The 20,597-nt window shown below is 74.1% G+C and carries 16 protein-coding genes and 1 pseudogene; 8 read left to right on the top strand and 9 right to left on the bottom strand.

Annotated elements, in window-relative coordinates; translation table 11 throughout:
• From MNY62_RS22600 to MNY62_RS22590, 3 genes are all read right to left on the bottom strand, one after another.
• A partial coding sequence (locus MNY62_RS22600) for a DEAD/DEAH box helicase (protein WP_242346602.1) occupies positions 1-3,892 on the bottom strand: 3,892 nt, incomplete at its 3' end.
• Positions 3,893-3,906: 14 nt separating this feature from the next.
• On the bottom strand, positions 3,907-4,110 hold the full coding sequence (locus tag MNY62_RS22595; RefSeq protein WP_242346601.1) for a (2Fe-2S)-binding protein: 204 nt from the start codon (positions 4,108-4,110) through the stop codon (positions 3,907-3,909).
• Entirely contained in the window at positions 4,107-4,328 is a 222-nt protein-coding gene (locus tag MNY62_RS22590) for a hypothetical protein (RefSeq protein ID WP_242346600.1), read from the bottom strand. Before MNY62_RS22590 ends, MNY62_RS22595 begins: the two co-directional genes overlap by 4 nt.
• A gap of 324 nt (positions 4,329-4,652) precedes the next feature.
• Between MNY62_RS22590 and MNY62_RS22585 the strand changes: the two genes are divergently transcribed.
• From MNY62_RS22585 to serC, 4 genes are all read left to right on the top strand, one after another.
• The gene (locus tag MNY62_RS22585; RefSeq protein WP_242346599.1) at positions 4,653-6,944 is read left to right on the top strand and encodes a CHASE domain-containing sensor histidine kinase; all 2,292 of its coding nucleotides are present in this window, start codon (positions 4,653-4,655) and stop codon (positions 6,942-6,944) included.
• Positions 6,945-7,015: 71 nt separating this feature from the next.
• A complete protein-coding gene (locus MNY62_RS22580) occupies positions 7,016-7,414 on the top strand; it encodes a hypothetical protein (protein ID WP_242346597.1) in 399 nt (132 codons plus the stop codon).
• Positions 7,411-8,775: an MFS transporter gene (locus MNY62_RS22575; RefSeq protein WP_242346596.1), complete on the top strand. Its 1,365-nt coding sequence runs from the start codon at positions 7,411-7,413 to the stop codon at positions 8,773-8,775. The genes MNY62_RS22580 and MNY62_RS22575 overlap by 4 nt, the downstream gene beginning before the upstream one ends.
• Positions 8,776-8,985: 210 nt before the next feature.
• Complete coding sequence (gene serC, locus MNY62_RS22570) at positions 8,986-10,113, top strand: 3-phosphoserine/phosphohydroxythreonine transaminase (RefSeq protein ID WP_242346595.1); 1,128 nt, start codon at positions 8,986-8,988, stop codon at positions 10,111-10,113.
• A 72-nt stretch (positions 10,114-10,185) separates the two neighbouring features.
• Here serC and MNY62_RS22565 read toward each other — a convergent pair whose 3' ends face one another.
• On the bottom strand, positions 10,186-10,452 hold the full coding sequence (locus MNY62_RS22565) for a hypothetical protein (RefSeq protein WP_242346594.1): 267 nt from the start codon (positions 10,450-10,452) through the stop codon (positions 10,186-10,188).
• Positions 10,453-10,654: 202 nt separating this feature from the next.
• Complete coding sequence (locus MNY62_RS22560) at positions 10,655-11,473, bottom strand: outer membrane beta-barrel protein (protein WP_242346593.1); 819 nt, start codon at positions 11,471-11,473, stop codon at positions 10,655-10,657.
• A 438-nt stretch (positions 11,474-11,911) separates the two neighbouring features.
• On the opposite strand from MNY62_RS22560, the gene MNY62_RS22555 reads away from it, so the two are divergent.
• Both MNY62_RS22555 and MNY62_RS22550 read left to right on the top strand, forming a co-directional pair.
• Positions 11,912-12,766 (top strand): hypothetical protein, encoded by an 855-nt coding sequence (locus MNY62_RS22555; RefSeq protein WP_242346591.1) that lies wholly within the window; start codon positions 11,912-11,914, stop codon positions 12,764-12,766.
• A gap of 9 nt (positions 12,767-12,775) precedes the next feature.
• Positions 12,776-13,603 (top strand): alpha/beta fold hydrolase, encoded by an 828-nt coding sequence (locus MNY62_RS22550; protein WP_242346589.1) that lies wholly within the window; start codon positions 12,776-12,778, stop codon positions 13,601-13,603.
• Here MNY62_RS22550 and MNY62_RS22545 read toward each other — a convergent pair.
• The 4 genes from MNY62_RS22545 to MNY62_RS22530 all read right to left on the bottom strand — a co-directional run bounded on the left by MNY62_RS22545 (position 13,600) and on the right by MNY62_RS22530 (position 18,439).
• On the bottom strand, positions 13,600-14,157 hold the full coding sequence (locus tag MNY62_RS22545) for a BON domain-containing protein (protein WP_242346588.1): 558 nt from the start codon (positions 14,155-14,157) through the stop codon (positions 13,600-13,602). The genes MNY62_RS22550 and MNY62_RS22545 overlap by 4 nt on opposite strands.
• Positions 14,158-14,864: 707 nt before the next feature.
• Complete coding sequence (locus MNY62_RS22540) at positions 14,865-16,661, bottom strand: cytochrome c biogenesis protein (RefSeq protein ID WP_242346587.1); 1,797 nt, start codon at positions 16,659-16,661, stop codon at positions 14,865-14,867.
• Between the two features lies 1 nt (position 16,662).
• Positions 16,663-17,802 (bottom strand): cytochrome c biogenesis protein ResB, encoded by a 1,140-nt coding sequence (locus MNY62_RS22535; protein ID WP_242346586.1) that lies wholly within the window; start codon positions 17,800-17,802, stop codon positions 16,663-16,665.
• 4 nt (positions 17,803-17,806) lie between these two features.
• Complete coding sequence (locus MNY62_RS22530; RefSeq protein ID WP_242346603.1) at positions 17,807-18,439, bottom strand: hypothetical protein; 633 nt, start codon at positions 18,437-18,439, stop codon at positions 17,807-17,809.
• 285 nt (positions 18,440-18,724) lie between these two features.
• On the opposite strand from MNY62_RS22530, the gene MNY62_RS22525 reads away from it, so the two are divergent.
• Complete coding sequence (locus tag MNY62_RS22525) at positions 18,725-19,795, top strand: 3-deoxy-7-phosphoheptulonate synthase (RefSeq protein ID WP_242346585.1); 1,071 nt, start codon at positions 18,725-18,727, stop codon at positions 19,793-19,795.
• 668 nt (positions 19,796-20,463) lie between these two features.
• Positions 20,464-20,597: pseudogene (locus MNY62_RS22520) on the top strand (HNH endonuclease); the annotation flags it as partial.

The following is a 20,597-nucleotide window of genomic DNA, read 5'->3' as shown; positions in this document are numbered from 1 at the left end:
ACCGGAACGCGGCCGGCGCCCGCGCGAGGACCCGGCCGCGCTCGCGGCGGGCGGAGGGAGGCTCGGCGTAGGAGCGGAGCGCCTGGAACGTGTCGTTCGTGACGAGCCCGCGCCAGACGAGGTCCCACAGCGCGTCCACCGTCTGCTGCTCGTACCCGCCGCCCGCGGCGGCGTGCAGCTCGGCGAAGAACGAGGCGCCGCGCCGGGCGAGGTGGTCGAGGATCCGCCCGGCGCGCTCGCCGTGGGGCGCCTCCGCCGCGGGGCGCGACGGGGGCAGGAGCTTCGGGAACGCGTCCGCGAGATAGAGCGCGATGCGCCCGTCGCGCTCGCCGATGGGCTCGAGCCCCACCCAGAGGACCTCGCCCGCCGCCGCGAGCGCGTCGACGTCGCCCCGCAGGTAGCCGTCCACGCGCGCAGGCAGGATCTCCGTCTCGAGGAGGGAGGCGGGGAGCGGCGCGCCCTGGAGCTTCTCCACGGCGTCGAGCACCGCGTCGAGGCCGCGGCCCTTGCGCGGGATGCCGTGCCAGCCGAGCAGCATCCGCGCGAACGCGCGCGGCTCGACCGGCTCGATCTCCTCGCGCAGCCGCGCGAGCGAGCGGCGCCGGAGGCCGCGCAGGACCTCCGGATCGCACCACTCGCGCTCGGCGCCGTGCGGACGGAACGCGCCCTCGAGGATCCGGCCGCGCTCGAGGAGCCGCCGGAGCGCGCCCTCGGCAGCGGCGCGCGGGATCCCGAGGCGCGCGGCGAGCTCGCCCGTCGTGAACGGCGCGTGGCGGCGCGCGTGACGCGCCGCGAGCCCCTCGAGCGCGTCCGCCACCGGCCCGAGCAGCGCCTCGGGGACGCCGGGCGGCAGCGGCACGCCGAGCGCGTCCCGGTAGCGTGCCGCGTCCTCCACCGCGACGAGCCGCTCCTCTCCGGCGATGCGGAGCGGGATCGCCCGCCGCTCCTTCACGAGCCGCTCGGCGCCGGCGGCCACCTCCGGGGTCGCCGACCGGCGGGCGAGCTCCTCGCGGGAGAGATCCCCGAGACGGAGCAGGAGATCGGCCAGCCCGTCGACGCTGCGCGCACGCGTCGCCGGCGCGAGGTGCTGGAGCTGCGCCTCGAGCGCGACGAGCGCGTCCGGGTCGAGGAGCTCGCGCAGCTCGGCCTCGCCGAGCAGCTCGCGGAGCTGCGCCTGGTCGATGGTGAGCGCCTGGGCGCGGCGCTCGGCGAGCGGCGCGTCCCCGTCGTAGATGAAGCTCGCCACGAAGCCGAAGAGCAGCGAGGCGGCGAACGGCGAGGGGACGCGCGTGTCGGCGGTGACGACCCGGACGTGGCGGGCGCGGACGTCGCGCAGGACCTCCTCGAGCGCGGGCAGGTCGAACACGTCGCGCAGGCACTCGCGGTACGCCTCGAGCAGGAGCGGGAACGCGCCGTAGCGGGAGGCGACGGCGAGCAGGTCCGCGGCGCGCTTGCGCTGCTGCCAGAGCGGGGCGCGCTGGCCGGGGCGGCGCTTCGGGAGGAGCAGGGCGCGGCCGGCCGCCTCGCGGAACTTGGCCGCGAAGAGCGCCGTCGCGCCGAGCTGGCCGACGACGAGGTCCTCCACCTCCTCGGGATCCGGCAGCAGGAACGAGACGTCCGGCGGCTCGTCGGACCCGGGCAGCCGCACCGCGAAGCCGTCGTTCGTCCAGAGCGTCTCGACGTCCGCGCCGAGCCGCTCGCGCGCGCGGACCGTCGCCGCCATCGCCCACGGCGCGAGGACCGGGCTGCCGAGCGGCGCGAGCAGGCACACGCGCCAGTCGCCCAGCTCGTCGCGGCAGCGCTCGACGAGGAGGGTGCGGTCGTCGGGGACCGCGCCGGTCGCCTGCGCCTGGTCCTCGAGGAAGCGGAGCAGGTTGTCGGCGGCGCGCGCGTCCAGGTCGTGGGCGCGCACGAGCCGCTCGCGCGCGGCCTCGCGCGGCGTCTCGCGCAGCGCGCGCACGAGCCGCCCGATGCGGCGGCCGAGCTCGAGCGGCCGCCCCGCCGAGTCGCCGTGCCAGAACGGCATCTTCCCCGGCTCCCCGGGCGCGGGCGAGACGAGCACGCGATCGTGGGTGATCTCCTCGATGCGCCAGGTCGAGGCGCCGAGGAGGAACGTCTCCCCCACCCGCGACTCGAACACCATCTCCTCGTCGAGCTCTCCGACGCGCGTGTGGCCCGCCTTCCCGCCCGCGAGGTAGACGCCGTAGAGGCCGCGGTCCGGGATGGTCCCGCCGTTCACGACGGCGACGCGCCGCGCTCCCTCGCGCGCCCGCAGCTTGCCGCGCACGCGGTCCCAGGTGACGCGCGGGCGCAGCTCGGCGAACTCGTCCGAGGGATACCGGCCGGAGAGCATGTCGAGCACGCCCTCGTAGACCGAGCGCGACAGCTCGGCGAACGGCGCGGCGCGGCGGACGGCGTCGTAGAGCGCGTCGACCTCCCAGTCGTCGAGCGACACCATCGCGACGATCTGCTGGGCCAGGACGTCGAGGGGGTTGCGCGGGTAGCGCGTGGCCTCGACCTCGCCGGCGTGCATCGCCTCCGTGAGGCCGGCGCAGGCGAGCAGGTCCGCCCGGTACTTGGGGAAGATGACGCCGCGGCTGGGCTCGTCGATGCGGTGGCCGGCGCGGCCGATGCGCTGCATCCCGCTCGCGACCGAGGGCGGCGCCTCGATCTGCACGACGAGGTCGACGGCGCCCATGTCGATGCCGAGCTCGAGCGAGCTCGTCGCGACGAGCCCGCGGAGCCGGCCCGCCTTGAGCGCGTCCTCGATCGCCACGCGCTGCGGGCGCGCGATCGAGCCGTGGTGGGCCTGCACGAGCAGCTCGCCCGCGAGCTCGTTCAGCGCCGCCGCGAGCCGCTCGGCGATGCGCCGGCTGTTCACGAAGACGAGGGTCGTCCGGTGCGCGCGCACGAGCTCGAGCAGCCGCGGGTGGATCGCGGTCCAGATCGAGGCCCGCGCGGGCGCCTGGCTCGCGTCGCCGCTCGCGAGCTCGAGCGCCTCGCCGATGCGCGACATGTCCTCGACGGGCACCTCGACGCGGAGCTCGAGCGCCTTCCGCGCGCCGGCGTCGACGAGGGTGACCGGCCGGTGGCGGAGCGCGCCGCCGGTGCGGAACTCGGCCATCGCGGACGCGCCCGGGCTCGCGACGTCCTGGGAAGCGCCGCCCTCGCCCGCCGCGCGGCGCGCCCTCGCCCGCGCGGGCCGCCCGGCCGGGGCGGCCTCGGCGCCGCCGAGGAAGCGCGCGACCTCCTCGAGCGGCCGCTGCGTCGCGGAGAGGCCGATGCGCTGGAGGGGCCGCCCGGCGAGCGCCTCGAGCCGCTCGAGGGACAGCGCGAGGTGCGCGCCGCGCTTGGTAGGGACGAGCGCGTGGATCTCGTCGACGATGACCGTCTCGACCGAGCGCAGCACCTCGCGCGCGTTGGAGGTGAGCACCAGGTAGAGCGACTCGGGCGTGGTGATGAGGACGTCGGCGGGATCGCGCGCGAACCGGGCGCGCTCCGGCGCGGGGGTGTCGCCGCTCCGCACCGCCACCGCCGGGATCCGGTGCGCGTCGCCCCGGCCCGCGGCGACCTGGGCGATGCCCGCGAGCGGCGCGCGCAGGTTCCGCTCGACGTCCACGGCGAGCGCCTTCAGCGGCGAGACGTACACGACCCGGAGCCGCTCCTTCCTGGGCGGCTCCGGCGCGAACATCAGCCGGTCGAGGCAGGAGAGGAACGCGGCGAGGGTCTTGCCGCTCCCGGTGGGCGCGAGGAGCAGCGTGCTCTCGCCGCGCCGGATGGCCGGCCAGGCGAGCGCCTGCGCCGGCGTGGGCGCCTCGAACGCCCGCGAGAACCACTCGCGGACGGCGGGCTGGAAGAGCTCGAGCGCGGCCGCGCGGGCCTTCGCGTCCATCCGCCAGGTTTAACTCACGCGGCGCGCTTCTGCGCGGGCCGCGGCACGTCGACGCCCTCGCCGCGCGCCGCCGCGGCGAGGCGCGCGAGGGCGTCCTCGCACGCGCCGCAGTCCGAGCCGGCGCCGGTCGCCGCGACGACCTCCTCGATCGTCCGGCCACGGCGCACCGCCTCGCTCAGGTCCCCGTCCGACACGTCCCGGCACAGACAGATCCTCATGCCCGCACCTGCGAGGCCCGGCAGAGCCAGCAGCGGCCGTACACGGTGAGCGAATGTGCCTCCACGGCGTGGCCGCGCGCCTCGGCGCGGGCGTGCACGCCGTCGAGCAGCCCCGGCGCGTCGAGCAGCGTGACGCCGCCGCAGCGGGTGCAGACCAGGCGATCGGCGCCGGCGAGGGGAGGAGCGGAGGGGGAGGAAGTTACGGGACCTGGGTTCACGCGACGCTCGGAGTAGGGCCGAGGCACGATGCGACGGCCATGAGACTCAATCTCAGTATCACGTCGCGCGCGGACACGGCATGACCTGGATCAAGAGGCGCCCCAAGTGCAAAGGTGCACGATTCTTCGGGAGAAACCGGAGGGCGTCCCTGTTCGGGGGCTTGGCCACAGGAGGTGGGGCACGGCGCGACAGAGGCTCAACCACCCTCCCCTCGAGCTCCGCCGCCCTCCCACGGCGCGGACGCCGCCCCGGTTGGGATGCGCGCCGCCGCCGGCCGTTCTTACCCTGATATCCGCAACCGCCCGTGGGCGGACGCTTCTTCCATGCCGAGGCGCCTCCTCACGCCCGCGCGGGCCGCACTCCGCCACCACCTGACGCCCGCCGTCGTGCTGGCGCTCGGGCTCGTGACGACGCTCGCCGCATGGGCGCTCACGCGCTCGACGCTCCGGATGCAGGCGGAGGAGCGCTTCGCCGACGAGGTGGACCGGACGAGCGCCGCGCTGAACGAGCGGATGGCCGCCTACGCGGCGATGCTCCGGGCGACGCGCGGCTTCCTCCGCGGGGTCGGCGGCGAGCCGTCGGCGCTCGCCTTCCGCGGCTTCGTCGCGAGCCTCGAGCTCCGCGAGCGCTACCCGGGCATCCAGGGGATCGGCTGGAGCGAGCTCGTGCGGTCCGACGAGCTCGCGGCGCACGAGGCGGAGCAGCGCGCCGGCGGCCGCCCGGACTACCGCATCTGGCCGCAGGGCGCGCGCGAGGTCTACTCGAGCATCGTCCTGCTCGAGCCGCTCGACTGGAGGAACCAGCGCGCCATCGGCTACGACATGTTCGCCGAGCCGATCCGGCGCGCCGCGATGGAGCGGGCCCGCGACACCGGCGAGCCCGCCGCGACCGGGCGCGTCGAGCTCGTGCAGGAGACGGGAGAGGACCGGCAGGCGGGGTTCCTCGTGTACGCGCCCGTGTACGCCGACACGCCCGCGACGGTCGAGGAGCGCCGGGATCGGCTGCGGGGATGGGTGTACGCGCCCTTCCGCGCCGGGGACCTCCTGCGCAGCGCCTGGGGCGAGGCGGCGTCGCAGAAGGTGCGCCTGTCCGTGTTCGACGGCGCGCAGCTCCGGCCGGAGGCGCTCCTGTTCGACGGGGGCGGATCCGCCGACGAGGTGCGCATCACCCTTCGTCGCGTCGAGATCGCGGGCCGTCCCTGGACGCTGCGCTTCGCGGCCGGCCGCGCCTTCGAGAACGCGACGGAGCGGTTCCTCCCGTTCGGGGTGGCCGTCGCCGGCCTCGCGCTCACGTTCCTGCTCTTCTGGGCGACGCGCGAGGAGGTGCACGCGCGGGGGCGGGCGGAGGCCTCGGCGCGCCGAGCCGTTCTCCTCGCCGAGGCGAGCAAGGTGCTCTCCTCCTCGCTCGACTACGGCGCCACCCTCCCGCGCGTGGCGACGCTCGCCGCCCAGCGGGTCGCGGAGCTCTGCATCGTCTATCTCGAGCGGGGCGTACCGCGCTGGAGCGTCGGCCATGGGACCCCCGAGGTCGCCGCACGGATGCACGCCGCGCTCGAGGGGTCCCACTTCGAGCTGGACGTCGAGATCGGCCCGGCCGCCGCGCTCCAGGGAGGCCACCCCCGCGCCCGGAGCGGCTTCGACCCCGGCCGGATCGCCCTCGCCGCCCGCGCGCCCGCGCTCGCCGGCGCGCTGCGCGAGGCGGGGGTGGGGTCGTCCCTCACCGTCGCGCTCGCGTCGCGCGGTGAGCGGCTCGGCACGATCACCCTGCTCGCCGGCCCGCGGCGCCGCTTCACCCGCGGCGACGTCCGGCTCGCGACCGACCTCGCCCGGCTCGTCGCGGCCGCGGTGGACACCTCGCGCCTCTACGCGGCGGCGCAGGCCGCCGTCCGCGAGCGCGACGAGTTCCTCTCCATCGCCTCGCACGAGCTGCGCACGCCGCTCACCTCGCTCGCGCTCCAGTCGGAGAGCCTGCGCGCCAAGGCGTCCCGGCTCCAGCTCGACGACGTCGCGCGGAAGGCCGAGGTGATCCGCCGCAACGTCGACCGCCTCGCCCGCCTGGTGGCGAGCCTGCTCGATCTCTCGCGGATCACCGCCGGCAGGCTCGAGCTCGAGCTCGAGCCGTTCGATCTCGCCGAGCTCGCGCGCGAGGTCGTCGCCCGCTTCGAGGACGAGGCCCGCCGCGCGGGCTGCACGCTCGAGCTCGTCGCGCCCGAGCCCGTGCCGGGCTCGTGGGACCGGCTCCGGCTCGACCAGGTGCTGACGAACCTCGTGTCGAACGCCATCAAGTACGGCCCGAACCAGCCGGTCGAGGTGCGCGTGGAGGGGAACGGGGATCGCGCCGTCCTGGTGGTGCGCGATCGCGGCATCGGGATCTCGCCCGAGGACCAGGCGCGCATCTTCGAGCGCTTCGAGCGCGCCGTGTCGAAGCGCAGCTACGGCGGGTTCGGCCTCGGCCTCTGGATCGTGCGGGAGATCGTGGAGTCGCTCGGGGGGACCGTGCGGGTGGAGAGCGCGCCCGGGAGCGGCGCGACGTTCACGGTCGAGCTCTCGCGCCGCGCGCACGCCGCGGCGCGATCGCCTTCCGCCGGCTTGAGCCCGGCTGCGCCCACCGCGTGACTCCGGCGCGGCGCGCGCACGAACGCGGCCGCCTCCGTGGCATGATGCGCCGTCCCGGAGGACTTCAGCCGATGCGCCGCCTCTCCCTCGCTCTCCTCGCCGCGCTCCTCGCCGCGGCGTGCCGCTCCCCCGCGGAGAAGCTCGTCGATCGACGCCGCGATCTGCGCGAGACGCTCGACCGGCTCTACGCGGAGTACGCGGAGAGCGGCTCCGGAGCGGACCGGCGTGGAGATGGGCGGGAAGAGAGGCCCGCGGGCGGCGGCGTCGTCGGCCGCTTCGTGCAGGAGCTGGATCGCTCGCACTTCGAGCAGAGCTGCCTCGCCGTCGGCCGCGGCGAGCGGCCGTTCCTCCTCTCCGATCGGCTGGAGGCGTTCCTCGCGGACGGGGGCCACTCGCGCGACTGCCGCGACGCGGCGCGGATCGACGCCGACGTCGCGGCGCTCGAGCGCGAGGTCCAGGCCCGCCCGTGAGCGGCCCCACGCGAGAGGGTGCGCGCGCGGGACTCCTCGCACGGCTCGGCCTCGACCGCCCCGAGCTCCGCGCGTGGGTCCTCTACGACGTCGCGAACTCCGCCGCGGTGACGTCCGTCCTCACCGCGATCCTGCCCATCTACTACGCGCGCGTCGCCGGCGCGGAGCTCCTCCCCGCCGTCGCCACCCAGCGCTTCGCGCTCGCGACCACCGCCGGCCTCGCGGTCGTGGCCGTGCTCGCGCCGGTCCTCGGCACGCTCGCCGACGTGACGCCCGTGAAGAAGCGGCTGCTCGCCCTGTTCGCGCTCACCGGGGCGGCGGCGACCGCGGGGCTCTTCGCGGTCGGCCCGGGCGACTGGCTCCTCGCCTCCGCGCTCCTCGTCGTCCTGAACGTCGGGCTGAACGGGAGCTTCGTGTTCTACGACGCGCTCCTCCCGCACGTCGCGCGCGAGGACGAGCTCCACCGCGTCTCCTCCGCCGGGTTCGCGGCCGGGTACCTCGGCGGCGGGGTGCTGCTCGCGGCGCAGCTCGCCTGGATCGCGCGGCCGGGGCTCCTCGGGCTGCCCTCCGGCGGGACGCCGTCGCAGGCCACCCTCCCCACCCGGCTCGCGTTCCTGTCGGTGGCGATCTGGTGGGTCGTCTTCACGATTCCCCTCCTGCGCCGCGTCCGCGAGCCCGCCGTGCGCGCGCCGGAGGGCGCCGGGCGGGAGGGGACGCTCGCGCGCCTCGCCCGGACGGTCCGGCAGCTCCGACGCCACCGGCAGGCGGCGCTCCTCCTCGCCGCGTTCCTCGTCTACAACGACGGGATCGGGACGATCATCCGGATGGCGGCGATCTACGGGAGCGAGCTCGGCCTCCCTCCCGGCGCGCTCATCGGCGCGATCCTCCTCGTGCAGTTCGTCGGCGTCCCGTGCGCCTACCTGTTCGCCGCGCTCGCCGGGCGGCTCGGCGCGAAGCGCGCGATCCTCGCCGGTCTCGCCGTGTACACCTGCATCGCGGTGCTCGGGTACTTCACCCGCACGGCGGCCCACTTCTTCGCGCTCGCCGTGCTCGTCGGGCTGGTCCAGGGCGGGACGCAGGCCCTCTCGCGCTCGCTCTTCGCGAGCCTGGTACCGCGCCACCTCTCCGGCGAGTTCTTCGGGTTCTTCGCGGTGTCGGAGAAGTTCGCCGGGATCTTCGGTCCCGCGGTGTTCGCCCTCGCCATCGCGGTCACCGGGTCGAGCCGTGCCGCCGTGCTTTCCGTCATCGGCTTCTTCGTCCTGGGCGCGGCGCTGCTCCTCGCCGTGGACGTCGAGCGTGGACGGCGCGAGGCGCGGGCGGCGGAGGCGCTGTGGGCCGAGGGCGCGGAGAGGCTCGCGTAGCCTGGCCGCGCGGCCCTTTGCCCAGGCGTCACGTCGGGTTCGGGCCGCGCGGGAGGCTGCCGCGGCCGGTCGCCCGGACGGCCGCGCGCCGCCGTCCGTCCCTGCCGGGCCACGCGCGAGAGCGCACCTCACCCGGAGGTTCCCGGCGCGCCCCTTTTCGCGCAGAATCCACCTCCCGTTTCCACCGACCGCCCCGACCGCGAGGAGCCCATGAGCCGAAAGAAGAACTTCAACGCCGGTCCCGCCGCCCTCCCGCTGCCCGCGCTCGAGCGCGCCCGTGACGAGCTGCTCGACTTCGCGAACAGCGGCATGTCGGTGATGGAGCACAGCCACCGCGGCAAGGAGTACGAGGCCGTCCACGACGAGGCCATCGCGCTCCTGCGAGAGCTGCTCGCCGTGCCCGCGACGCACGAGATCCTCTTCGTCCAGGGCGGCGCCTCGCAGCTCTTCGCCCAGCTCCCGATGAACCTCGTGCAGAAGGGCCAGACCGCGGACTACGTCGTGACCGGCGCGTGGGGCGAGAAGGCCCTCTCCGAGGCGAAGGTCGCGACCGCCATGCTCGGCGGTGCGGTGCGCGTCGCCTGCACCACCGGCACCGGCGAGGGGAAGGACAAGTCCTACGTCCGCGTGCCCCGGCCCGACGAGGTCAAGGCGGACCCCGCCGCCGCGTACGTGCACGTGACGTCGAACGAGACGATCCACGGCGTCGAGTTCGAGGTCGATCCCTCGCGTCCGTTCCCCTCCGTGGGCGGCGTGCCGCTCGTCGCCGACATGTCGAGCGACTTCCTGTGGAAGCCGTTCGACGTCTCCCGCTTCGGGCTCGTCTACGCGGGGGCGCAGAAGAACATCGGCCCGTCCGGCGTCGTCGTGGTGATCGTCTCGAAGGAGCTCGTCGAGCGCGGCCGCAAGGACATCCCCAAGATCTTCCAGCTCCGCACGCCCGCCGAGAACAAGTCGCTCTACAACACGCCACCCACCTTCGGCATCTACATGATCCGGAACGTGCTCGCGTGGCTGAAGGGCCTCGGCGGGCTCCCGGCCATGGAGGCGCGGAACCGCAAGAAGGCGGCGCGCCTCTACGGCGCCATCGACGCGAACCCGAGCTTCTACCGATGCCCGGTCGAGAAGGAGAGCCGCTCGGTGATGAACGTGGTGTTCCGGCTCCCGACCGAGGCGGACGAGGAGCGGTTCGTCGCCGAGGCGAAGAAGCTCGGGATGGTGGGGCTCAAGGGCCACCGCTCCGTCGGCGGCATCCGCGTCTCGACCTACAACGCCGTGGAGCCGGAGTGGGTGGACGCGCTCGTCGACTTCATGGGCGCGTTCGCGAAGCGCGGCTGACAGGCGTGAAACGACCTGGCCGCCGTCCAGCATCTCGGACGGCGGCCTCGTTCACGCCCGGCCGGGTAACCGTCACCGCGAGAGGACGTGCACCGGCGCCTTGGGCGGCTGCAGGAGCCCCGACTGCTGCAGGACGACCGTGAGCGCCGCCGCGCCGCAGTAGCCGAGCAGGACCGCGAAGGCCCACGCGGGGAGGAGCGTGGAGACGTACATCACCATCGCTGCCATCACCACGCCGAAGAGCGCCACGTATCGCTCGGCGCGAGTGAGCGACACGCGGTCCGGTACGATCTCGACGAGACCGTCGCGGGGCCTGCGGCGAACGATGGCGTGCGACATACTGCCGCTATTTTGTACGCCGAGCGCGGCACTGACAACTTCGTGCGAGGTCCCTCCCCCCGCAGTGACGTCCCGGTGCGTGCACGCGGCAGGAAGACGAAACGGCCCCGGTCGCCTCGCGGCGCCGGGGCTTCGTATTGGCAGGAGCGCCTGTCTTTCGAACGGGCGCTCCTGCCAGCGGGGCGGGGGCGCAGCCCCCGTTCTAGAAGAACGCCACGACGCCGAGCGCGCCGCCCTGGGTGAGGCCCGTGTCGAAGTTGAAGTAGCGCGTGCGCGAGTAATCGCTCTTCGTCTCCGTGACGCCCGAGGCGGTGGTGACGGTGCGATCGGCCTTGCTCGAGGTGTTGCTGAACGCGGTGACGCCGACGCCGTACTCCGCGAAGAGCGAGAGGCTCTTGTGCACCCGCCACTCGAGGCCGAGCTGGCCGAGGAGGCCCACGCCGAAGGTCCGGTCGACGTTGTTCACCTGCTCGCGGCTCGTCGGCAGGTTGGTCTTGTCGTCGTACTCCTTCTTGTCCGTCGAGTAGCCGAGCGACAGGCCACCGCCGAGGTACGGCGCGAGCGCGGCCGTGCCGAGACGGACGAGGTACGAGCCGCTCACGCCGACGTCGAGCGTCGAGGTCGGGCCGGCGGGGACGTCGAGCGTCTTGTTCGTCGTGGTCGGGAAGCCCGGCGCGCTGTACGTGGTCTCGCGCTCGACCGGCGGGTTCGAGGTGCGCGACGCGTCGACGGAGAAGCGGAGCGCCGTCGTCGGCCCGAGGTTGTACTGGAGGCCGATGCCGCCGCCGTAGCCCTCGAGGATGGTCGAGCGGGTGAAGACGTTCTGCAGGCTGAAGAGCATGCCGTACTGGCTGTTCCAGCCCGCGTCGACCGAGCCGGAGATCGGCTGCACCGCCGAGATCGGCTGCGCGCCCTGCGGCGGCGGCGGGAGCGGCACGGCGTCCTGGGCGACGGCGCGGCCGGCGGGCGCGAGGAGCGCGGCGGCGGCGACGGCGAGCGCGAGCTTGCGAACCACGTTCATGGTGTTCCTCCTTGAAGGGAGACGTTCCCTCGGCCGCTCGTACCCTTCACGGGGAGGCGGCCAGCGCCCGCAGTGCTAGCCCACGCCCCGTGTAGGGGTGCAAGCGCCAGGATGCCTCCACTCGAGGACGGCAGCGGGCTGTCCCGCGCGCGCGGGACGCGCGCCAGTGTTCACGGTCGGGAAACCTGCGCACGGAGTGGGAACCCACGTCCGTCGCGCCTCGGCACGAAGGACCTCGGCCGGCGCACCGGAGTAGCGCTTCGCGGCGTGGCCGGGCGCGGACGTCGACTCGAGACGAGACCGCGGAGCTCGTCGCCTGCCGCCCGAGCCCCCGAGGAACCCGCCGCCCACCGCGGCGGGACGGGTGTGCCCCGGGATGGCCCTGTGTGGGAGGCGGTGAGGTGGCGAACGCCCGCGGATCGCGCTACGGAGAGGGCCATGCGACGCCTCGCCTCCTTCCCCGCCCTCCTCGTGGCCGTGCTCACGCTCGCCGGGTGCGACGTCCTCGGGCGCTTCCAGAACGACCACGTCCTCGCCGGCGTGCTCATCGAGTCCCCCGGCGTGAGCCAGCCGGACCAGGGCGTGAACCTCTCCGGCGCCGCCGCGGCCACCGTCTTCTTCGGAGAGGTCGACAAGGGCGCGAACCCGGCCGACGCCGCCTCGTGGCGCACGACCGGCCTCGACGGCGCGACGGTCCGGATCACCTGGGACGGCGGGAGCGCGACGCTCGCGCCTGCGGGCGCGGCGGGCCAGTACGCGCTCACCGGCGGTGCGCTCACGTACGTGCCCGGCACCGCCTACACCTTCCGCGTCGAGTACGGCGGCGAGACCTACTCGGGCACGGTCACCGCGCCGGCGCGGCCGGTGCTGCAGGACGAGAGCGGCGCGCCGCTGCCCGTGGTGCAGGCGCCGATCGCGTACGCGCAGCTCCCGGATCCCTACGTGCTGCGGCGGGACGGGACGCCCCCCGTGCCTGTTGCGTTCTACGCCATCACCGAGCTCTCCTCCGGGACCGGCGCGGTCGACGCCTCCGCCGCCACCTGCACGAACGCGCCGGACGTGACGGATCCGATGGCGGTGCTGCGGCTCTTCCTCGACGACGGGGCGTGGCGCACGCCGACCTTCTCGCTCGCGAAGGCCGACTGCTTCCCCGCCCCCGCGCCGCAGTACGGGTACGGCCTCCTGCTCACCTCCGTGAACAAGGTCGGCGGCACGAACCTCTCCTCGAACCTCTTCCTCGGGAGCGGCGTGGTCGCCGGCTCCAGCGCGGCGAGCGTGCTGCCGGTTCATTAGATCCACCGGATGCCCCAGGTCACGATCCCGGGCTCTTCCGTCGAGCCCGGGCGCGCTCCACTCCATGTGAACGTCCGGGAGCGCGGGCGCGGCCCCGCGGTGCTCCTGCTCCACGGAGGCTGGGGCCACGAGGCCTACCCGTTCGATGCGGCGGTGGAGGCGCTCGCGCCGCGCCACCGCGTGCTCGTCCCCGACCGGATCGGCTACGGCGCCTCCGACCCGCTCGCCGAGCTGCCGCGCCACTTCCACGAGGCGATGGCGGACGAGACGGTGGCCCTCCTCGACGCGCTCGGGATCGAGCGGGCGGCGCTGTGGGGCCACTCGGACGGCGCGGTCGTCGCCGCCTGGGCGGCGATCCGTCACCCCGGGCGCGTCACCGCCCTCGTGCTCGAGGGGCTGCACTTCTTTCGCGCCAAGCGCGCCTCGCTGGAGTTCTTCCGGACCGGCGTCGAGGCGCCGGAGCGGTACGGAGCGGGCACCGTGAGCGCGCTCGAGCGCGATCACGGCGCGCGCTGGCGCGAGGTGGTCGCGCGCGGCGCCCGCGCCTGGCTCGAGATCATCGCGGAGGGGGAGCGCGCGGGCGGCGACCTCTACGACGGCCGCCTCGCCGAGGTGTCCGCCCCCACGCTCGTGCTGCACGGCCGGCGCGACCCCCGCAGCGAGCCCGGCGAGCTCGAGGCGGCGCTGCGCGCGCTCCGGCGCGCGGAGCTCGCGCTCGTCGACGCCGGGCACAGCCCCCACACGAGCGCCGCCGCGGGCGCCGAGTCCGTCGCGCGCGCGGCTGAGTTCCTCGCGCGGGCCCCGGCGACCGCTGCTGGCGCCGCGCGCGCCCGTTAATGGCGGCGCGCGCCAGCGTCCGGCGGGACCTGGCCCGGCTGTGGACGCGCCTGCCCGGGCGAGGTCTGGCCGGACATCCCAGCCTGCCCCGCCTGCGGCGTCGTCGTCTGGGCGGGCTGCGTCGACGTCTCGCGGCGGAGGCGCAGGTGGTTGTGCACCTCGTCCACGCCGAAGACGTCGTCCGCGATGTCCTCGAGCATCCGCTTGTCCCAGCGGCTCTCGACGAACCCGCTGAGCGTCACCTCCCCGTGCTCGACCGTCACCTCGACGTCGCTCGCCTCGAGGTCGCTGCGCGCGATGCGTTCCGAGACGTCCTCGCGGATCCGCTCGTCGGAGCGCTTGTAGCCCTTCGGCCCGCGCCCCGTCATCTTGCGCCAGCCCTCCCTCACGCGCTCGCCGAGCCGCTCCATGGGCCCGCGCTCCTCTCCCCCGCGCCCCCAGTCGCTCCGGCCGCGGTACTCGTGGCCACGCTCGCTGCCGCGGCCGAAGTCGCTGCGGGCCTCCCAGCGTCCCCGCCCCTCCTCCTCGCCGTAGCGTTCCGGCCGCCCGCCCATGAAGCCACCGTACTCCCCACCGCGGCCGTGCTCCCAGTCCTCGCGGCCGAGGCGCTCGCGTCCGCCGTAGCGGCCCTCGGGGCCCCAGGAGCCGGGCGCCTCGCCCGACGGCTCGAACTGCGTGCTGCGGCGCCAGCCGCTCTCTTCGCGCTCGTCCGGCTCACGGCCCCGGCCGAAGGCGCCCGCGTACCGGCCGCCGGCCTGGCCCCGGCCCGATTCGCGATCGTGCAGCCGATCCCACTCCGCGCGCCCGCCGGGCTCGCGGCCGATGCATCGAGCCTGCCCTCCCCGCGCTCGTCGCGGCGCCAGTCGTCTCGCTCCTCGGCCTCCCGCCAGCCCCCGCCGCGCCAGGTGTCGTCGCTCCGCCAGCCGCCGCGCTCCTCGCGCCCGCGCGCGCCGCGCTCCTCGTGACCGTGCCGCTCGCGACCTTCCCACCGCCCCCGCTCCTCGTCCCATCGTGCCATGGCTCTCTCCCTCCGCCGCGCGGTCAGCACGGCGCCTCCTCCAGGTTCGGTTCCGCTACGGGAGAAAATGTAGACACGCGCGAATGGGCCGAGCGCGCTCGCGCCTCGCCCGGCCGGGCGGCCCGGGCGGCGCACGCGTCGAGCGCGGACGAGCGGAGGCCCCGCGCGCCGAAGGCGGCGGGGCCTCGCGATGGAGCGGGCGTCGCGCGGGGGCTTCGCGCGCGCCCGCGAGAGCGCGTCGTCCTACACCGGCTGCGACGCACCCTCCGACCCGCCCTTGTCAGGGGCAGGCGCCTCCGCGCGGCGCGCGCTCCAGAAGCGCGCCGGCAGGAGGGCGAACACCATGAGCACGAGCTGCGAGGCGACGAAGGCGGACAGCGCCCAGAACGCCTTGTCCATGAAGCCGTACGAGTGGAGCCCGACGCCGAGCATGTTCACGCCGAACCACGAGAAGCTCGTGATGACGTTCCCGAAGATCGCCATCGCCATGATCCCGCGCTCGCGCGCGTACCCCGCCCAGCGGGAGTGCAGGATGATGGCGTTCCACAGGACGATGAGGAGCGCGCCGTTCTCCTTGGGATCCCAGCCCCAGAAGCGGCCCCAGGACTGGTCCGCCCAGATGCCGCCCAGCACCGTGCCGACGAAGCTGAAGAAGAGCGCGAAGCAGATGATGCCGTAGGTCATCGCCACGATGGCCTTGCTCGCGGCGGGATCCGCGCGGCGCGCGAGGTGCCGCCGCACGACCCAGCCGATGGCGAGCGCGCCCGCGAGGAAGGTCCCGCTGTAGCCGATGGTGATCGTGACGACGTGCGTGGCGAGCCAGAAGTTCGAGTCGAGCACCGCGCGCATCATCTCCATCGTGTCGCCGTCGACGGAGAGGTGATGCGCGACGATGAGCGAGGCGAAGCCCGAGGCGGCCGCCACCGCGGTCGCGAAGCCGCGGCGGTACATTCGCTCGAGCACGACCCCGAGGAGCACCGCGGCCCAGCCGACGAACACCGCGGACGAGTAGAGGTTCGTCACCGGCGGCCGGCCCTGGATGAGGATGCGCGAGGCGAGCCCGAGGGTGTGGACGACGGTGCCCGCGACGAGGAGGCCGAACGCCAGCCGCTGGAGGAGCACGGGCCGCCAGGCCCAGGAGACGAACACGGCGAGCAGCGCGAGCACGTAGATCACCATGCCGGAGTAGAACGGCTGCGCGGCGTTGAAGAGCCACTCGTGGCCCGACTGCGCCACCGCGTCCGGTCGGCCGAGCGCGGCGGTCGCCCCGAGATCCGCGACGGAGCGGTTGAAGCTCGCGGCGTCCTGCGCCTGGTACGCGAGGCCGAGGCGGGCCCACTGCTCGAGCCCGGGCTCGACCGTCGTCGTCCCCGCGAGCGCCTCGCCCACCGAGCGCCACGCGTCGCCGGTCGGCGTCACGGGCAGGAGCGGCTTGAAGTGCGCGAGCTGGGCGAGCATCTCGTGCCGCTGCGGCGCGCCCGGCCCCGCCCGCGCCGCGATCTCGGCGGCGAGCCCCGGCGTCCCCTCGAGCTGCACCGTGTTCTTGAGCCGGTGGTAGAGGAACATCCGCTCGAAGAGGTTCACGACCGCGGACTGGAAGTGGCTGCGCACCTTCGCGTCGACGGGCTCGGCGGCGACGTACTGGCGCTGGATCTCGTCGATGCGGGGGGCGAGCGTCGCGAAGCTGTAGTAGCGGTTCCGGCTCTGCTGGATGCCGAGGAGCCCGAGCACCTCGGGATCGTCGATGACGAAGAGCTCCTGGCGGTCGGCGACCTCCGGACGGAACATCACGTCGAGGAGCCACTCGTCGGGCCCGATGCTGCGCCCCTCGGAGCTCACCGACTGCTTCCCCCGGATCATGAGCAGCGCGTTGCGGGCGATCGTGTCGAGCGGCTTCACGCGCCCGCCCTCGAGCACGGGGAGGTGGCCGAAGGCCTCGACGTCGAACCCGCGGGGCTTCGCGGAGGGGATGAGCGACACGGCGGCGCCGGCGAGGGCGAGACCGAAGGCGATCCAGGGCACGGCGCGCTTCAGGTTCATCTTAGGCCTCCGAGTCGGCCTGCCGCCGCCGGCTGGAGCGGCGCAGGGTGATGGCGAAGTGGACGATGAGCCCGATCGCGACGAGGACGCAGGAGACGTACGGGATGAGCCAGCCCGGGTTCTCGACCACCTGCAGGATCGAGAGCGTGTCGCCCTTTCCGAAGCTCGCCTGGTAGAAGGCCTTCCCCTCGTAGCGGAGCGGCTGGTTCATGTAGATGAGGACGTCCCGCTGCTCGCCGCGCGACGGGTTCGCGATGGTGACGAGCGAGGAGAAGTTCTTCGGGATCTGAGTGCCCGGGTAGACGTCGTGGCGGAAGTGCTTGAGGGTGACCGCGAAGGGCAGGTACTCGCGGCGGCTGCGCAGCTGGAGCTGGTAGGTCCGCCCCTCGTGCGTGAACGACTGCGGTGCGCCGAGGCCGTTCGAGACGAGCCACGTGCCGTAGCTCCGCCCGCCCGCCACCGGCTCCACGTACGCCGCGGCCTGGTTCGTCTGGTCGTCGCGCGACACCGGCGGCCGCTCCCGCACCGCGACGCCCGTGCCGACGCCCGCGGTCACCGGCGACGGCGGATCCGCCGGGCCGCGCGGCGCGAGGTCCGAGTTGCGGAAGAAGCGGCGCACCTGGATCGCGACCGGCGTGCCGGGGATCGGGATCGAGCCGCCGCGCTCGAGGCGCGCGGCGGGCACGCTGTAGACGTCGTCCATGGCGGCGTCGGTCACGTCGATCACCGCGAGCTCGAGCTCGCGCGGGCTCTCGACGAAGTTGACCGTCTGCCCCTCCTCCACCGCCAGCTGCGACTCGACCTGGAACGCGCCGGTCACGAACTCGCCGAGCACGAGCAGGATGAGCCCCGCGTGCGAGATCCACAGGCCGACCTTCTTCCAGGCGAGCTCGAGCCGGACGAGCTGCGCCAGGAACAGGTTCACGAGGAGCACGAGCCCGACGAGCGCGCCGCCCGGGAACACCGGGATCCGCCACTCCGTGCCGGGCACGTCCCACCAGACGAACCAGGCGCGCATGTAGATCTCGACCGCCGGCCAGGTGCCGAGCTTCACCTGCGCGAGCGTGCAGGCCATCACGAGCACCATCAGCGCCGCGAGGAACGCGATCGTCAGCTTCAGCGAGACGAAGGCGCGGACCACCGGGTTAGTCGTTCGAAGCGTCACGGCGGAGGCTCTCCACGATGCGGAGGAAGTCGGGCCGGGCCGCGTCCACGGCGCCTGCGTCGCCCGTCATCTTGATGAACCAGCTGTTCCCGTCGACGACCGTGAGCCCCGCGACGACGCGGCTCTTCGTGGCGCCCTCGCTCGTGAAGTCGTAGAGGGACACCGTGCCCGCCTTCGTCTCGAGCGGCCGCCGCGCCTTGGCGAGCGCGGCCCCGTCGAGCGCGGGGAGGCCGATCTGCCCGCGCCAGCGGTTCACGTTCGCGAGCTCGCCTCCCGCCTCTCCGGGGAGCACCGTCACGGACACGTCGAGGCGGCCGCCGACAGGCGCCTTGAGCGTCGCGTAGCGCATGCCGCCGCCGGTGGTCTCCGTCCAGCGAGCCGGCAGCGTCCAGGAGAGCTTGCTCCCCGCCACCGGAGACGGCGGCGCGGGCACCTGCCCGCTCGCCGGCATCATGGGCGAGGAGGCGGCCGCCGAGCCGGCGGAAGCGGAGCCGGAGGACTTCGGGACGCGGTAATGGGCGATCTCCTCGCCGCGGCACGCAGCGAGCGCGAGGGTCGCGAGGGCCGCGACGAGCGCGCCCGACCTGCGGGATGGGGAGTCCAGGCGTGGCATCAAGGGCGTCTGACCTTCCTCGGGACCGGCGGAGCGCTCACCACTCGTGGGCGAAGGCCCGCGGGGCTCCGCCGGCACGTTAGCGCCGGTCCTGATCCGGATCAAATCGTTGTCGGGGTGCTGACGCCCGACGTTCCCGGTCTCTTCAAAAGCGGCGATCCCCCGGGTCGCCGGGCAGGCGTTCCCCGTTCCCCGGCGCCGCGCACGAATCATCCCGGCGCATCCCCTCGCATTTTCGGCTCGGGATGCGATACGGATCGGGATCCCCGGAGGGAGCGCACCGCCATGCAGCAGACCGAGAACCTCAACGTCGCGGCATTCGACCTGATGCCCTCGCCCGACGAGGTGAAGGCGCACGTCCCGCTCGACGAGCCGGCAGCCCGGACCGTCGTCGAGGGACGGCGCACGCTGGAGGCGATCCTCGATCGGCGCGATCCGAGGCTCTTCGTGGTCGTCGGCCCGTGCTCGATCCACGACCCGGTCGCCGGCCTCGACTACGCACGCCGCCTGCGCGCCCTCGCGGACGAGGTCTCGCGCACCCTCTACCTCGTCATGCGCGTCTACTTCGAGAAGCCGCGCACCTCCCTCGGCTGGAAGGGCTTCATCAACGATCCGCGGATGGACGACTCGTTCCGGATCGACGAGGGCATGGAGCGGGCGCGGCGCTTCCTGCTCGACGTGAACGCGCTGGGACTCCCCGCCGGGACCGAGGCGCTCGACCCGATCGCGCCGCAGTACTACGGCGACCTCGTCGCCTGGACGGCCATCGGCGCGCGCACGTCCGAGTCGCAGACGCACCGCGAGATGTCCTCCGGCCTCTCCACGCCGGTCGGCTTCAAGAACGGCACCGACGGCGACCTCGAGCCCGCCGTGAACGGCATCGTCTCCGCCGCGAGCGCGCACTCGTTCCTCGGCATCAATGACCAGGGGCGCTCCGCGGTCGTGCGCACGCGCGGCAACCGCTACGGCCACATCGTCCTCCGGGGCGGAGGAGGGCGGCCGAACTACGACACCGTGTCCATCGCGCTCGCCGAGGACGCGCTCGCCAGGGCGAAGCTGCCGAGGAGCGTCGTCGTCGACTGCTCGCACGCGAACTCGCGCAAGAAGCCGGAGCTCCAGCCGCTCGTGCTCCGCGACGTGGTCCACCAGATCCGGGAGGGCAACCGCTCCGTCGTGGGGCTCATGCTGGAGAGCTTCCTCGAGCCGGGGAACCAGCCGATCCCGCCGGATCTCTCGAAGCTCCGCTACGGCTGCTCGGTGACCGACGCCTGCATCGGCTGGGACACCACCGCCGAGATCCTGCGCTGGGCGGACGACGTGCTGCGCGACGTCCTGCCCCGGCGCCCCGCCCCCTGACGGCGCGCGAGCGCGTTGCACGCTCGGGCTGAGCCCGTCGCGAGGCGCACGATGGCGTCGCCGAGGTAGGCACACGAGGACCGAGCAGCGCAGACGCCCGGTAAGGCCTCAGGGTTCACACATCCCAGGGCCCACCGCCCGGAGGGCCGTACGCCGATGGACCGGCGTATGGATGCGCACATCGAACTCGGGCATCGACGAGGTGGGATCGCGCTGTCCCGGCACCGGTTCCGATCGCCCCAGCCGGGGTGGCGGGTGCAGGCGAGCGTCTCTCCACCGAGAGCGTCTTGCCGCGGGCGCTCGCGCCCACGCGCGGAGGCGAGCCCCGAAGCGGTGCAGGCGCCTGCGGCTAAGTTCACTGTCCGTAACAGCTATCGCCAGAGATAGCGCCGGTGTCGTACGCGCTTCATGACGATGTGAACAATCCGTCCCAGTTGCGGTGCGTGAAGGAACGCCCTTGACTGCTCCTCGCCGAAATCCCGCTCCTGGGTTCGAGGCGGCGCGACAGGGCCGCTCACGCGCGCGCACCCTGGTCCTGGCGCGCGAGTTCGACGGTAGCAGCGGGTCGCCGAGGGCACACCGAGAAAAGCCGCGCTCGCGCGAGCCTGGAGCGCCTCCGGAGCTCCCGAAATCGCGTGTTACGAAGGGTGCATATGGAGGTGCACCTTATGTCTTCCCCCGCCTCACTCGACTCGGACGCCCTCGCCGTTCGCTTGCGCCAGCTCGCCGGAGAGGAACGAAACGTCCAGGTCGACTTCCTCCTCCACCTCGACGAGTTCGACCGACGGCGCGCCTTCGTCGA

Source organism: Anaeromyxobacter terrae, assembly GCF_022690685.1.
Classification (GTDB): Bacteria; Myxococcota; Myxococcia; order Myxococcales; family Anaeromyxobacteraceae; genus Anaeromyxobacter; species Anaeromyxobacter terrae.
This window is presented reverse-complemented; position numbering and strand designations above follow the sequence as displayed.

Coding starts and splice junctions, on each gene's coding strand:
- MNY62_RS22545 (WP_242346588.1), bottom strand. CDS start 14,157: ATGGGCGGGCGGCCGGAACGCTACGGCGAGGAGGAGGGGCGGGGACGC.
- MNY62_RS22560 (WP_242346593.1), bottom strand. CDS start 11,473: ATGAACGTGGTTCGCAAGCTCGCGCTCGCCGTCGCCGCCGCCGCGCTC.
- MNY62_RS22540 (WP_242346587.1), bottom strand. CDS start 16,661: ATGAACCTGAAGCGCGCCGTGCCCTGGATCGCCTTCGGTCTCGCCCTC.
- MNY62_RS22565 (WP_242346594.1), bottom strand. CDS start 10,452: ATGTCGCACGCCATCGTTCGCCGCAGGCCCCGCGACGGTCTCGTCGAG.
- MNY62_RS22585 (WP_242346599.1), top strand. CDS start 4,653: ATGCCGAGGCGCCTCCTCACGCCCGCGCGGGCCGCACTCCGCCACCAC.
- MNY62_RS22595 (WP_242346601.1), bottom strand. CDS start 4,110: ATGAGGATCTGTCTGTGCCGGGACGTGTCGGACGGGGACCTGAGCGAG.
- MNY62_RS22580 (WP_242346597.1), top strand. CDS start 7,016: ATGCGCCGCCTCTCCCTCGCTCTCCTCGCCGCGCTCCTCGCCGCGGCG.
- MNY62_RS22555 (WP_242346591.1), top strand. CDS start 11,912: ATGCGACGCCTCGCCTCCTTCCCCGCCCTCCTCGTGGCCGTGCTCACG.
- MNY62_RS22525 (WP_242346585.1), top strand. CDS start 18,725: ATGCAGCAGACCGAGAACCTCAACGTCGCGGCATTCGACCTGATGCCC.
- MNY62_RS22530 (WP_242346603.1), bottom strand. CDS start 18,439: ATGCCACGCCTGGACTCCCCATCCCGCAGGTCGGGCGCGCTCGTCGCG.
- MNY62_RS22550 (WP_242346589.1), top strand. CDS start 12,776: ATGCCCCAGGTCACGATCCCGGGCTCTTCCGTCGAGCCCGGGCGCGCT.
- serC (WP_242346595.1), top strand. CDS start 8,986: ATGAGCCGAAAGAAGAACTTCAACGCCGGTCCCGCCGCCCTCCCGCTG.